General features: G+C 39.9%; 10 protein-coding genes. 3 read left to right on the forward strand and 7 right to left on the reverse strand.

All coding sequences use genetic code 11. The annotated features are described in order from the left end of the window. The first annotated feature begins 9 nt into the window (after positions 1 to 9). Positions 10 to 837, forward strand: a complete 828-nt coding sequence (locus G7B20_RS09750) for an aminotransferase class IV (RefSeq protein ID WP_164110736.1) — start codon at positions 10 to 12, stop codon at positions 835 to 837. Between the two features lie 288 nt (positions 838 to 1,125). Next, complete coding sequence (locus G7B20_RS09755; protein ID WP_164110738.1) at positions 1,126 to 2,388, forward strand: YaiO family outer membrane beta-barrel protein; 1,263 nt, start codon at positions 1,126 to 1,128, stop codon at positions 2,386 to 2,388. On the opposite strand, the gene G7B20_RS09760 is transcribed toward G7B20_RS09755, so the two are convergent. From G7B20_RS09760 to G7B20_RS09775, 4 genes are read right to left on the reverse strand one after another with little or no spacing between them, the layout of a single operon-like run. Then, on the reverse strand, positions 2,385 to 5,813 hold the full coding sequence (locus G7B20_RS09760) for a sulfatase-like hydrolase/transferase (protein ID WP_164110740.1): 3,429 nt from the start codon (positions 5,811 to 5,813) through the stop codon (positions 2,385 to 2,387). The two genes, G7B20_RS09755 and G7B20_RS09760, sit on opposite strands and share 4 nt — an antisense overlap. After that, complete coding sequence (locus tag G7B20_RS09765; protein ID WP_164110742.1) at positions 5,807 to 6,874, reverse strand: HEAT repeat domain-containing protein; 1,068 nt, start codon at positions 6,872 to 6,874, stop codon at positions 5,807 to 5,809. Before G7B20_RS09765 ends, G7B20_RS09760 begins: the two co-directional genes overlap by 7 nt. Positions 6,875 to 6,894: 20 nt before the next feature. Beyond that, the gene (locus G7B20_RS09770; RefSeq protein ID WP_079642615.1) at positions 6,895 to 7,248 is read right to left on the reverse strand and encodes a response regulator transcription factor; all 354 of its coding nucleotides are present in this window, start codon (positions 7,246 to 7,248) and stop codon (positions 6,895 to 6,897) included. A 1-nt stretch (position 7,249) separates the two neighbouring features. Beyond that, positions 7,250 to 11,161, reverse strand: coding sequence for a response regulator (locus G7B20_RS09775; protein ID WP_164110744.1), 3,912 nt, complete (start codon positions 11,159 to 11,161; stop codon positions 7,250 to 7,252). 431 nt (positions 11,162 to 11,592) lie between these two features. Here G7B20_RS09775 and G7B20_RS09780 point away from each other — a divergent pair, with 431 nt between their 5' ends. Beyond that, positions 11,593 to 12,498, forward strand: a complete 906-nt coding sequence (locus tag G7B20_RS09780) for a serine protease (protein WP_164110746.1) — start codon at positions 11,593 to 11,595, stop codon at positions 12,496 to 12,498. A 131-nt stretch (positions 12,499 to 12,629) separates the two neighbouring features. Here G7B20_RS09780 and G7B20_RS09785 read toward each other — a convergent pair whose 3' ends face one another. The 3 genes from G7B20_RS09785 to G7B20_RS09795 form a co-directional block, all read right to left on the reverse strand. Continuing rightward, complete coding sequence (locus tag G7B20_RS09785; protein ID WP_164110748.1) at positions 12,630 to 12,785, reverse strand: hypothetical protein; 156 nt, start codon at positions 12,783 to 12,785, stop codon at positions 12,630 to 12,632. 82 nt (positions 12,786 to 12,867) lie between these two features. Next, on the reverse strand, positions 12,868 to 13,461 hold the full coding sequence (locus tag G7B20_RS09790; RefSeq protein ID WP_164110750.1) for an RNA polymerase sigma factor: 594 nt from the start codon (positions 13,459 to 13,461) through the stop codon (positions 12,868 to 12,870). A 223-nt stretch (positions 13,462 to 13,684) separates the two neighbouring features. Next, positions 13,685 to 14,707: an MBL fold metallo-hydrolase gene (locus G7B20_RS09795; protein ID WP_164110752.1), complete on the reverse strand. Its 1,023-nt coding sequence runs from the start codon at positions 14,705 to 14,707 to the stop codon at positions 13,685 to 13,687. Between the last annotated feature and the right edge of the window lie 49 nt (positions 14,708 to 14,756).

Here is a 14,756-nt window from a genome sequence, read left to right on the forward strand (position 1 = left end):
AAAACAAAAATGCACGCAACCTATGTAAACTTCAACGGAGTTCTGATTCCAGAAAAAGAAGCAAAATTAGCTACAAATGATCTTGCAATCGCCCGTGGTTATGGTATATTCGACTATTTCAAAACAGTAAACAATACAGCAATCTTTCTAGAAGACAATCTGGACCGCTTTTATCGATCTGCAGAATTGATGGATCTCCCCGTGAAATATTCTAGAGACGAACTCAAGAATTTTATAGAGGTATTAATGCAAGTAAATAACATCCCCCAATCGGGCATCAAGATACTATTAACCGGCGGATACAGCAGCGATGGGTATAGTATCGCTGAGCCCAACCTGATTATCAGTCAACATTCTATCACACGGAATATTGGTCAAGAAGAACAAGGAATACGACTTTTCCCCTTTGACTATCACCGACCTTTCAGCCAAGTCAAATCGATAGATTATGTCATGGGGATACAGGCATTAAAAGTAGCCAAATCGCATGGGGCAGACGACGTAGTCTATGTGCAAAATGGGCTCATCTCGGAATGTCCACGTGCCAATTTCTTTTTGGTGAGTTCAGAAGGGAATCTATTAACAGCAGCCGATGATGTATTGCAAGGGGTAACGCGTAAAAAAATCATTGAAGTAGCAAGGGAAGTAACTGAAGTCGAGGTCCGAGACATAAGTATAGTGGATCTGCAATGGGCACGAGAAGCTTTTATTAGTTCAACAACCAAAAACATAACTCCTATCACTTCTGTGCTGGGATATAAAGATTTTGAATCTGGCGCAGGCCCTATCACCAAACAATTACAAAGGCGCTTAGAAATATTGGTTTATCAGCGGTGAACGACCTAAAAGTTAGCAAATGGTAATCTAAAGGTTTCAAAAAGGGTGACTTTATTAATGGACCAACTTATCAAACGATTAAGTTCGTACGGCTCTATACGGAACAACGTATTTCTATCGGCATAATGGCTAGGGGCAAAAAGCAACAAAATATCTTTACCGTTGTAATGAAAATAAACCTTTCTACGACTTTATCAAAAATGATCGAGTTGTAACAAAAAAAATCACCGTTGTACAAACACTTTTTTGTTATCTTTAACCTACTTAACAAGTAATCATCATCATCCTATGTCAACACAATTTTTCATCTGGAAAAAATGGCGTTCTCTTCTGCTTATCCTTTTCATTGTGCCTGTGTATAGTACCGGGCAAGAGAGCAATCTCACTGCCGATGAATTGTTTCTACGCGCACGTAGTAGTGCCTTTGATCGAAAAGACTACCCTGCAGCAATTGACCTCAGTAAGCAAGCCTTAAAAAAGGCACCAAACTACACGGATATCCGTATTTTTTTAGGTAGACTCTACACCTGGTCCGATAAAATCGATTCTGCGCGATATGTATTCGAACAATTGGATAATCAAAAAGTAGAAGATGAAGATTTCTTTTTAGCCTATGGATCCTTGGAATACTGGAACGATCAATATAACAAAGCAAATACACTAATTGACAGGGGTCTTTATGTTCACCCATCATCAGAAAACCTACTCCTACTAAAAGCAAAAATAAATAACAGCAGTAGCAACTACCAGCTCGCAGAGAAAACGATAAATCAGCTTTTAGCAATTAACCCTAAACATACTGAGGCTCGGGCTCTATCCATAAGTATCAAAGAGTACACCGCCAAAAATGCAATAGGTCTCACATACAATTTTGCTCATTTTGACAAGCAATTTGCAGACAACTGGCATATTGTAGGGCTGAGTTATAAAAGAGCAACTCCTATTGGATCTGTGATATTCCGTACCAATTATGCCAACAAGTTTGCAGACAATGGTGTGCAGTTCGAACTGGAAGCTTACCCCAGACTTTCAAAAATGTTTTATCTATATGTAGGCGCAGGTTATTCGGACAATGTCGGTATTTTCCCAAAATATAGGACAGGCGTATCTTTGTATGCAAACCTACCTCATAGCTTTGAAGGGGAAATAGGCTACCGCCAGCTCTATTTCAGTGACAATATTTGGATGTACACAGCCTCAGTGGGTAAATATTATCAAAATTTCTGGTTCAATTTAAAGACCTACCTCACACCGGACAACAAAAACATCTCGCAGTCTTACGCTGGAACAGTGCGCTACTATACAAAGGGAGCTAATGACTATCTTGGATTTATCATAGGGACAGGATTAAGTCCTGAAGAAAACCGCAACAACCTACTAGACAACAACATATACAAGCTAAAGACATTTAAAGTAGGAGCAGAATACAACTTCTCCATCAAACGTACCAATCTTTTTTCGATATCATCCACATACTACAATCAGGAGTTCAGACCAAAGGAAAAAGGTAATCAGTTTGACTTTACAGGGAGTTACATCAAAACATTTTAATGTCTTGATGTAACTCCCTGAAAATATCGGGTATAAAGGCTATCAGGAATCAATTGCTTCTGCGTAAAAGACCTCTTATTAGCCTTCTTAAAAGCTTCAAAGCGACGTATTAGCGCTTCATTCATAGCGTCGTCCGATATAGGCTCTTCATTTAGTTTGGCATCTAGCTTAAAGAGTTTATTATCCGAGATATGATAATTGCCCCATACGAAATCGATCAACTGATTTTTACTTTGCATCATCGCAGCACCAGCGCTACGACTAGAAGGCCCTTCAGAAAGCCCACGGCCTATCCAGGTTACTTGATCAGGTGTCTGTAGCTTATAGTTTTCTCTATAAAAAGCCAATAACGAAGGTGTAACATCGAGATGACTTACGATATGGCGAAAGGTGTGAGCAGACTTTAACAAGGGTGAATATATAATTAAAGGAACGTGATAGCGATCAATCTTACTCTGTAACGGTATTTCAGGCATAGCGTGATCTCCTGTAATAACGAACAGGGTATTTTTAAAATCTGGACGTTTCTCATAGCTTTTAAAAAATTGCTGGAGGGCCTCATCCAGATTCAATACAGACACCAACTGTTTACGATTTTCCAATGCCCATTTTTGGTTTGCGGCAGACAAATCGGCCCCTTTCAAACGCTTATCAAAGATCTTTTCATAATGTTCCACATTATTGATCAAAAATGGATTATGCGTTGATAGGGTGAGCAGCACATTAAGGTACGGTTGCGATTGCAGTCGTTGTGTTTCTAACACTTTACCAAATACTGCTTGATCTTCGTACCCCCAGCTCTCGCCACCACCATTTGCAGGCAGCTTTCTATAAGGGGGTTCGTATGCCCATTGATCGATAAGCGTGTCCACTTCACTATAGCGAACAAATTTCTTCATAAAATCGAAATCAGCATTTCCTCCATAATAGAATCCCGTGTGGAACCCATTTTTCTTCAACACATTAAAAAGATTAAAATGTTTGGGCAGGATCTCTTGCTCCAAGAAACCATGAGTCCCAAAAGGCAAGGACCCTAATAGGCTAGGCAACACGGAGAATGTCCGACCTGATGTACTTAGGTTGTTCGGCCAATACAATGCTCGTCGAGTTAACGAATCAATGAACGGTGTAAAATTACCGATATATCCGGATGGCGAACTATAAGCATGCCCCAATCCTTCTACAATAACAACAACGAGATTTGGAGGACTGCCTGCTAAATTGAAATAAGGTCCTAACAGATCTTTAGTATCTTCTACACGTAGAAATGGAAACTCATCATCTTTTCCCATGGCATCGACTTCATCGTCTCCTAATATACCGGCAATCGATGGATGCTCCTGAATGTAATTAGTCGCATTCGAAGCCAAGAAATACCGCCATTTACTGCGTTCGGCATTCTGTACAAACTCATCTCCACTAAGCGAATTGTTAATCCGGTCTATAGGGACAAAACAAACGAGAAGTCCGATCACAAAGAAAACACAGCCAACCAAAACGGTCTTCATCTGCCATTTGCTAACAATCCAAAAAGGTGTGCCCACCAGTAGCAGTAGCGTAGCGAACAATCCGATATTGGTCCAACTCAGCATACCACTTGCCTCCAAAATCTGACTCAACTCCTCTGTCGTATAGTAAAATATATCTGCACCGAGTAGATTCCGGGATTCGGAAAAGTATAAAAACAACACAAACTGTGTGATAATGATCAGCGAAAATGAAACGATGGCAAAGGTTCTTGCTAAGGAACTACTGATGGCACCTATTAAGAGGTAGAAAAGCCCCCCCGCAAGCGCAAACTGTAAGCCTACACAAAAATTATCTGTAAAAAGCGGCCATCCTATAGCAGCACCTTCCAGTTGTTCAAATTGCCGAGCGTACCACCAACGCTCTACACCAACCGTCAAAAGAAAGAACAGCAAAAAAACAGCAGCTATAGGTGTATAGTTCTTCACTACCATCCGCAGGTATTCTCCAAACTGTTGCCACCATGGCAGTCCCTTTACTCCTTGCTGAAATCCTTGTCGGGTCATCTCTCCCCATCCCTGTTTTTTTCGAAAATAATCGATTGCTCCTTCTACTCCCGCTTTTACCACTATAGGATGGAAGTAAATAGGCTCTAATATTGCTGTCGTTATGAGTTTAGATAGATCTTTTCGTTTTGTATATACCTGATGCCCCACTAGATCGATCAAAACTGCATAAATAGAATATAATATACCTGATGAAACTACTAATGCCAATAGTGCGAAGAAGAATGGCCAATTGATGATTCCTAAGATCCAAAATATTAAAAAGATAAAATACCCCGTAAACTCAACAATAGGCCCCAAGAGTTCAAAGAAAAACCAATATGGAATACTGACCATCCCGAGCCTTCCATATTTCGGATTAAGCATTAATTTACGATGCTTCCACAGGGTTTCTATTGTACCTCGCATCCATCTGTTGCGTTGCTTTTTCAACACATCCCTTGATTCTGGCACCTCGGTCCAACACAACGGATCCGGTATGTTCACCACTTCATAAGGTCTCTTTTCCTCTTCCATGTAACGGCGCATGCGTACCACGAGTTCCATATCTTCCCCCACCGTATCGCTATCATAGCCCCCACAAGCCAATACAATCTCCTTATCAAACGCACCAAATGCACCAGAGATCAAGATCAAACCCGATGCCCTGGACCAAGCCATGCGTCCCAAGACAAATGCCCGAATATATTCCAAAGCCTGCGTACGTCCCAACCAGGTCTGGGGTAGGTTGACCTCAATTACTTTACCATTTTCAATTTTACAGTTATTAGCTAGACGGATTACTCCTCCACAGGCAATCACCCGTTTATTGGTCTGTTCTAAAAAGGGCTTAGCTAGTTTTAAAATAGCGTCTTGTTCCAAAATACAATCGACGTCTATACACACGATATATTCTCCAGAAGATATATTCACCCCGACATTGAGTGCATCCGCCTTACCTCCATTCTCTTTGTCCACGACAAGGAGTTTTTTGAAAGCTGGGTTTTTACTCTTGTATACTCCCTTTACTTCCTTCGTACATATATTGCCCTGAATAAAGAACGAAACCATCTCCAGATCATAAGCACGGATCAGCTGCTCCATAGAGTCATCCCGACTGCCATCGTTAACGATAATAATTTCCAGTTTATGATAATAGATGGAAAGAAGCGACCGTACATTGTCAACTATAGTCTTTCCCTCATTAAAAGCGGGAGCAATAATACTAAACCGAGGGGCATTCGGATTGACTGCAATCAGATTGTAATCTGTGAAAGTATTTTCATGCTTATACCGTAATACCGCCCCATAGGCATATAAGCCCACCCAGCTGTAAATCAAGAATATGGCTATAGCATATAAAATAAACAACCATATTACTACTTCATATAGAATATGAGCAAATTCTAACATATCTGTTGTTGTAAAGCATGTTTAACAATATGTACAATCTGAATTGGCGTATCCTGCGACTCCGCGATATCCTTTAAATAAGACTTACCTTCCAAGATCATTAATACCTCTGCTGCCGCCACCTTAATCCCTACATTAGGATGTTGCCATAACTGTTCTTGAAGAAACGGTTCTGCCTGCTTACTTTTTGCGACTTTCAAAGCCTTTAATATCTCCAACTGCACTTCATATTGCTGTTGACCAAAAGAGGAAATCAATTGGCTTACGGTGTAACTATTCTCTAGTTTCTGTAATATCCGAACAGTATGTTTACGTACCGTTATTGATTCGTGGTCTAACATAGATAACACTTTTGGATAATAGGAAAGAAGCTGAAACTGCCCTATAAGCCGCAATGCGAACACAGCCACCGATTCATTTTTATTACCCAACCAACTTACAATGTGCTGCATCTGTCCGTCGGGTACTGTATCTATAGAACGTAGCAACCGTAATTGTTGCCAATCGGACAGCGGTGTTACAAGTTTATCCAGAAAAAACAAACCATCAAACCCTTTAAAACTCACAATAGCATACTGTGCTTCTTGATAGACCTGTCGACGAGGATGGTTTAAAAAAAGGGCTATCTGTGGTACCGCCGACTCGACCTTCATCACGGTGAGCTCCTGTATCCCTCCGGCTATGAGATAGTCCCGTTTGGAACGGATTTTCCTCCAAGCTTCTTGTTCTAGATCATAAACCCTAAAAAGGTTATTTATCTCATCCCTTGCTTTACCCATAAATTTCTGTTCAGACGAAACTAAGGTGGACAAGAAAAAACGACGAAAAGAAGGCTCCTTGAGATGGAGTGAAAACGAATTATCTCCCGACATCTTCTCTGCCCCTTCCACAATAGCTTCCGTTATTTTTTGTTGGATAATTGTTGACCACGCAAACCGATGCTGTAGCGACCTGTATCTGTAAAAGCTAAAGATCAAAACAGATATAATCAAGATCAAAACGATTAGCAATACAACAATAATTACTACAACCAGTTCATGAATGGTGATCAATTGTGACATAACTCTTAATTAAAACACCTTTAATTTATTAACCTCTTGATTCTCAAAACCAGTTCATTCGGGCTAAAGGGTTTGACCATAAAATCCGATGCTCCCAGATCGAAAGCATCCACCACGACCTCTTCTTGCCCCATACTAGAAAGTACAATAACGGGCACTTTTTTTCCAAATGTGCGTATAGAAGAAAGAATTTCAATCCCGGATGCAAAAGGCATCATTATATCTGTTATTACGAGATCAACATCTTTTTCCCGTATTGTATCGATGGCTTCTTTACCATTTCGAGTCAATAAGACCTCATGCCCCTCCTTCACTAGTTTATGCTCGATAGTACGTAATATCAGTTCATCATCTTCTGCTATTAAAATCAACATATTATATCTCTTTTAAATTAGTAATTAAATGTATTCCTATTTCGATCTCTTCCCTGATGGCATGGATGCGGTTTGCTAAGTCTTTCGTAACAGTAAGATCATTTTCCAACTGAGTAGCCAATCCATCTAGTCTGAATAAGCCAGCTGTAGCGGCTGTTCCTCGTAATTTATGCAAGACCATTCCTATAGCTTGCAAGTCGTAGTTTTTACTAGCCTGTTCTAAGTTCAAAGCCGATTGACGGATCTCCGTGATCACTAGATTTAAGAAAAAAGATCTAAAATCCTCGTCGTCTCCCACCTGTTCTCTTAGTGCCCGCATGTCCAAATGCTCTTCCAAGACAGTCCGAGCCCCAAGTTCATTACTTTCAACCCGTATATACTTTTGCAATACAGTTTGTAGATCCTTCTGTCGTATAGGCTTGGCTAGAAAATCAGACATTCCTGCTTCTATGCATTTTTCCTTCTCACCAACGACATTACCTGCCGTGATACCTATGATAGGTATATCAGTATATCCTAGAAGTTGTCGAATCTGTTTGGTAGCCTCGATGCCGTCGACCTGAGGCATCTGTACATCCATAAGAATAATATCAAAAACGTGATCCACACAGGCAGCTATAGCTTGTGCACCATCAGACACTTCTACTAAAGAAGCATTAGGCATCAATGAAGCCATAATTCGCAAATTCAAGGCCATATTTACAGAATTATCATCGGCTAGTAATATATTGGCAGATTGTTCATAAATTTCTGTTATTGCTTTAGGACTCACTTTTGCCATCTGCTTGTTATCCGTCTTATTTTGTTGCATAGCCCTGCGCAGCATCTCATAAAGTTCATTGGACTTAATAGGTTTCAACAAACAAAAAGATCGATCTTCTTGTCTGAATGAAGATATCACCTCATGTTCTTCCGAAGATGTGTGTAGGACGACCAAAGGCACAGCCTCTCCCTGCTTTTGAAAAAGTTCTTTTATCTTATCAATAGTCTCTACGCCAGACAAAATGGGCATGTGATAATCCATCAGAATAACATCAAAACGTTCGCCCCGCATCAGCAGTTGCAAAGCTTCCATCCCATTCTCTGCTGTTATGGAATCTATCTTTTTATACGCAAGCATGTGCTGCAGTATACCTCGATTGTTCGCATTATCATCTACTATGAGTATCCTGTTAATAGCAAAATCTTCCATATCTTCTTCACTGGCATACTCGTAAGGTACTTCTATATCAAAAAAGAACTCCGATCCTTTACCCAATTCACTATCCAAGCAAAGTTTACTACCCATGTATTTCAACAGATTATTAGAAATCGTAAGTCCTAGACCTGTACCCCCATATCGCTTACTAACCGAGCTATCCTCCTGCGTAAAGGCATCAAAAATGCGTTGTTGCTTCTCGATCGGAATACCAATCCCTGTATCTCGAACGGAGAACCTTAAAGTAAGCCTGTCATCTTTGAGCTTTAATTTTTCAATTTTCAGTTCGATTTCGCCATAATTTGTAAACTTCACAGCATTCCCTAACAGGTTAATCAACACCTGTTTGACACGAGCCTCATCTACCCAGATATATTCAGGCAGCCCCTGTTCAATATTCAAAAGTAGCTCGATATCTTTGCGTTGCGCCTGATAAATGATAACATTTATTACTTGACTGGCAAGCTCATACACATTGAATCGATCTATAAATAACTCCAACTTACCAGACTCGATCTTTGAAAAGTCTAGAATATCATTGATAATATTAAGTAGATTATTACCGGATTCGTTGATATAATTTAAATATTGTAACTGAATATCATTTAGCGGCGTTTTCATTAACAAGTCGGAGAATCCTATAACCCCGTTCAATGGTGTACGTATCTCGTGACTCATGTTTGCCAAGAACTCAGATTTGGCCTGACTGGCCAAATCTGCACGCTCCTTTGCCATTTTCAACTCTTCATTAATCTTGACAGATTCGGTTATATTTTGGATAAAAATGGTAATCCCACCTATATTGCCATCGGCTAGGTGCCAAGGTCGAACCTCCCAGTTATAATGTAAAGGCTCTGCTATCCCAACAGCTTCTATTACTTCATTTGTATTTTTATATGATTTACCTTCTAAGGCATCTTGATATATCTTACTTCGTCTTTCCGGAATATCAGCAAATAGGTTAAATAGATTCTCCTGCAATGGATTATTATTTCTACGGTGAAAATCCTCCAACCACTGGTTACTGACCGCCACATAATTAAAATCCCTGTCAAACATAGCTACAGAAGCTGGAACATAGTTCACAAAGGCCTGCAACATAGCTTCCTTGCGTTCCAGTTCTAAATACAACGTCTTACTATGGTCGATATCCTGGATGATACCAAATACTCTTTTACATATGCCATTCTCTAATTCAGGAATCCCCTTGACCCTAACCCAAATTCGTTGTCCATCATTTTTCTGGAGCCGCAACTCCATGTCATAGGGTACTCCATTCTGTACAGCACGTTCAAATGCAGCACGTAATAAGGGGCGACTTTCTTCATCAAAAAAACCGACAGCATTTTCCAGGTCAGGGGTATAACCTTTATCTACGCCATGTATCAGTTTGGTAGAATCTGACCAATACACCTTCTTCTCTTCAAAATCAACTTCCCAACCGCCTACTTGAGCTACCATATTGGTCTGTTCTAAAATTTGTTTGGTACGTAATAAATCACGTTCCAATTGAATACGTTCGGTCATATTGAGCGCCGTACTCACCACATAAGGCTCCCCTTCTCGACTAACCTCTACTGTATTGCTGTACAACCAGTACGTTTTTTCTCCCTCCTTCGTACGGAGCACCATCATACCTGAGTCCTCTTTGTTGGTTGTTATCCTTTTTAGATATTCTTCAAAAGCTCCCTGTAAGTTTTCTGGGACTAGCTTTTTTAAATTCAGACCTATTACCTCATCCAGCTTGTACTTCAATAGTTTACGGCCTCTTTCATTAACAGCCATAATGTTCCCGTCCATATCGTGCATGCTCATCAATCCGATAGCATTTTCGAAAAAACTACGAAAACGACGTTCCGAATTTTCTAGTTTGGCTTTCTCTTCTATTTCATGGGTCACATTCCTGCCGAATGCCAGAATCTCGCTATTTACCTTATCATACTTAAAATACCACTCTATGACTATCTTCGTTCCCCCTGCCCCTAGCGTGACCGAAGTAAAACGTTCGCCTTCCTGTTCTAATATAGCCCGCTTTATCTCCTGATAAAGAGGTTGACGATCCGTGTTCAGTAATTTATCAAAAGGTAGACCTATACAATCATTGACTTGGATCCCCAAGGCTCGAGCCAGCATTGGATTGACTTCTTTGACCTCATTTTTATCATTAAGCACACAGATCATATTATTTGTCACCCGAAATATTTCTTCAAAGTAACCGGCCTGCACTTTGCGCTTTTTACTTAGTAGAATTTTAGATACGGCCTGCCCTAGCTTCTCTAGCGATTCAATCTGTTTTTCTGACAATGATTTCGGGGAGAAGTCTATGACGCATATGGTTCCCAAAACGTAACCTTCATCATCCAATAATGGTACTCCCGCATAAAAGCGGATATTTCCTTCTCTTATTAGCGGGTTCGTAGATGATCGAAGGTCTTCAAAAGTATCTTCTATGACGAGCACATCTTTACTCATGATCGTATATTGACATACCGTATTACGTCTCTCTACAGAATCGAGTTCCATACCGACACAACTCTGGATCTGCTGGGCTTCTTCTTCCATCATGGCGATAAGCGCCGAAGGGCAGTCCGCGATAAGACACGCTGCCTGCGCAAACACATCTAATTCGGGTTCCTTACCAAGTCCTAAAAGCCCATACGACTGTAACCGATGGATACGTTCCAATTCTTCCGACGGAACTGGGTAGTTTTTCATGTAATAATATAATTAGCGTAGATGTAGTTTGTTTACACGGTGAAGTTAATAAAAACAATTGAAATTGGAATTTGTAGATCAATAAAGATTCGTATGACTTTTACCCTAATATCCTATATAGAAAAAGAACCACATGAATACCTCACAAAACACATTTTCATCAGGCTGAGCACGAGTGAAATAAGTAGCTTTAATAAAAAAAATAAAAAGAGGGCAATACGACAATAACGATACCGCCCCAATAGGATTCCCAGTTTATCACCTACTTTCGGTCTTTTATAAATAATTTTACCAAACTGTTATTCAATTTCACCTATCTCCGTGGTATACTTTTCTAAAATTATTGTTACGCGATACAGGCATCCACATAAAGCCCTAACTTTACTGAATAAAGTAACCAAAATAAATCACACATATAAAAAAACAGAATCATGAAAAAAAGCAAGTTAGTTTTAGGTCTATTTGCAATAGGCTTGTATCTAGGGCCTATAGCGTCATACGCACAGACCCAAAAAAAATGGGAAGGTTTTAGTGACCAAGAACGGTTTAACAATAACTTCGAGCTAAAAACTGCAGAACTTCTAAAAAGCAGTAATTTTATAACTTCTGAACAAGCTGCCATCGATTTGGCCGCTGTAGAAGGAAAAAAAATAGAAGCGAACTTAGCAAAACCTCGTAAAAAATTACTGGAAGCATCTGAAATCGCCACCCTAATAAAACCTTCTTTTGTCGCTTTTGCAAGTGCCTTTGACTGTGGTAAATGTCATCGTACACATCTTAGCACAGCTTCTGGATACATCATCAGCGAAGATGGCTTAATCGTGACCAATCACCACGTTATACGGGGATATATCGAAAACAAAAGCGGTAGCGGTAAAAACCTAGCCATGTCTATTCAAACAAATGATGGGGATGTGTTCCTTGTTAATGAGATTGTATCCGCTTTCAAAGACGCTGACTTAGCGATTGTAAAGATCGACACCAAAGGAAAAAAACTGACCCCAATTCCTTTAGGCAACACTGCCCAAGTTGGAGACAATGTATTTGTAATGAGCAATCCTGCTCCGATGATTAACTATTTCAGTACTGGTAAGGTAGCACGTAACTATTTGAATCCAATATCAAAAACGGACAAACTACCTCAAACCGATATTACTGCGGACTATGCTGCAGGATCTAGTGGCGCTCCCATTGTAGATCAATGTGGTAACCTGATCAGTACGGTATCTGCAACTAGATCAATATATTATGACATGAAAGAGCAGAAGAACCTTCAAATGGTCGTTAAAAACACCAAGCCGGTGGTATTATTGAAAGAACTTATCAATAGCATTTAATCAAAATCTAATCTGAACCAACGAAGGGAAAGGGCTATTTCGTATTGGAATAGCCCTTTTCCTTTGATCAATATCACAGATTGTTCTTCTGTATGAAGGCATTGTATTCCTTTTCGTAGCGACAAAGGTTTTCATACCAGTTCTTCTTTAAGATTAACGACATTATAACCAAGACCAATATACTTGTTAACAAAGCCCCCCCCCTCTTTTACGACTATATACATGGCTATGAGCGTAAGTGCACATTGCCATATGATGCCAATTCCGACATGAACACTACTCCGCATTGGTAACGAAATTAGGCTGACTATGAGAAATTTCAAAAACAAGGTCTATACCATCTACTCTTATTCCAAGGTATCAAATAGATTAAAAACCTTCACCAAAACAACTTATCAACAGAAATGTCATATATAGATTGATATCTTTTTCCTTGAATATCATACGAAGTGTAGATAAAGCTTTCGATCTTGCGAAATATACGGTGCTGGCTGTGGTGCCCAATAAGTCACAAATTTCTTTCGTATCCATTCCTTCTAGGTAGGACATCCGAAAAACATCGGCCTGCTGTTTGGGCAATTTCTCTAGTTCTTCAGCAATCTGCATGATCAATTCTACATAGATAATCTGTCCCAACATATCACCACCCTTTCCTTGGATACTGGTCCAGTCTGTGTGTGATAGAGATACCTTCTTCTGATATGCGGAGCCCATATGATCGTAGCAGGCATTACGAGTTACTAAAAACAAGAAGGACTTTATGCATTCATAACTTGTCATCTTCTCTCTTCGCTGCCAGAGTTTACAAAAAGATTCCGAGACGATCTCTTCAGAAACTTCCTTATTCTTCGTGATCTTGTAGGCAAAAAAATGTAAAGGGTCTCCAAGTCGAGCAATAAAATACCGTAAGCCTAATTCATGCCCAAGGCATAAAATTTCAACATATTTTAGGTCGTCTTTCACGCTCTAGAGGTTTAAATAATTTTGATAGCATAACTAAGTTAAGCAATTTAAATTAAACGCCGCATCAAATAAACTTCAAAAAAGAACCTACAGCAGCGAATTAATAGTTCGGTGCAAAAATAAGTAAAACCAGTCGGAAATGACCGTGCCAACCAATTACATAACCATTATATAACATGCTCCTAACACAAGGAGCATGTTATATCCGGTCTGGCAACAGCGTTTATTTCAACATTCCTTTTTGCCAGACTAACCTTTCTCCCCAAAAAGGCAAAATAGTATTTTCACAGGTTACATTAGGAAGATGCTTTAGGGTTTGTGTAATAGAGGCCTGGCCTTTCGGATAAGGCTTATGTCTCATTTCAATCAAGTGCGATAAGAGTGCATAATTGGTTTGAATCTGCCCTTCTCCCGTGCCTAAGATATCATTCTCTCTGGCTGCTCCCCACCGCAATACCACGAGGTCTACCGGCCCTTGTACTTCTTTGAATCGTTGTGGATCGAATCCAGAATCTCCACAATGGAGCATCGAGAAATTACCTGCATCCTCCCCACAGTCAATACGAACTACAGCTACAAAATTTGGCAAATCGGGACTTCGCAGATGGTCTGATATATCCGTTCGTAACATAAAGTTACCAATCTTATAGCTAGACGGAGTCGTCGAGAAATACGGGGCATTGCCGACATCAAAGTTGGTGATCACAGGCTTCCCCAACTGTTTCATAGCTGCCATCAACTTCACATTAGCATGATCACCGTGATTATGCGTGATATATAAAAAGTCTAGATAAGGGGCCAATTGTTCCGCCAAGCGATGGTCGACGTCTATGCCAAAGCATCCCGAAGGGGTCTTGATTACAAAGCCCATATTGTACAACATCCAGATCGACGCCGTCCCCTTTTTGACCTTTGTACTTTTCACCTCTTTCAGTACCTTCTCAAAAGCTAGTCTATAAGCATAGAGAATAGGTTCTTTGTGCTCTAATAGTTCGGCCTCTTCGTCAGACTTCTTCAGGTATTCTTTAAATGGAACATCCGAATATGGATCAGAATAAGTCTCTATCGTTTTCAGCAGAGATAAGCGTTCTTCACTTAATACAAGTGGACTGGTTTTATTTAACTTCTGGATAGTCTCTACCCCAATATTAACGTAGCCTTTCTGGTCTTTTTCAAAAGAGCGCTTTTGCGCTGTAGCAAAAAATGTTGTTGCCAACATCAAAATAGGTAAAAGTATCTTTCTCATATTACTATATTCTAAATCGAGAGAAACGATGTCCGACTATCGCTAGCTA

The organism is Sphingobacterium sp. xlx-96, assembly GCF_011007365.1.
GTDB classification, from domain to species: Bacteria; Bacteroidota; Bacteroidia; order Sphingobacteriales; family Sphingobacteriaceae; genus Sphingobacterium; species Sphingobacterium luzhongxinii.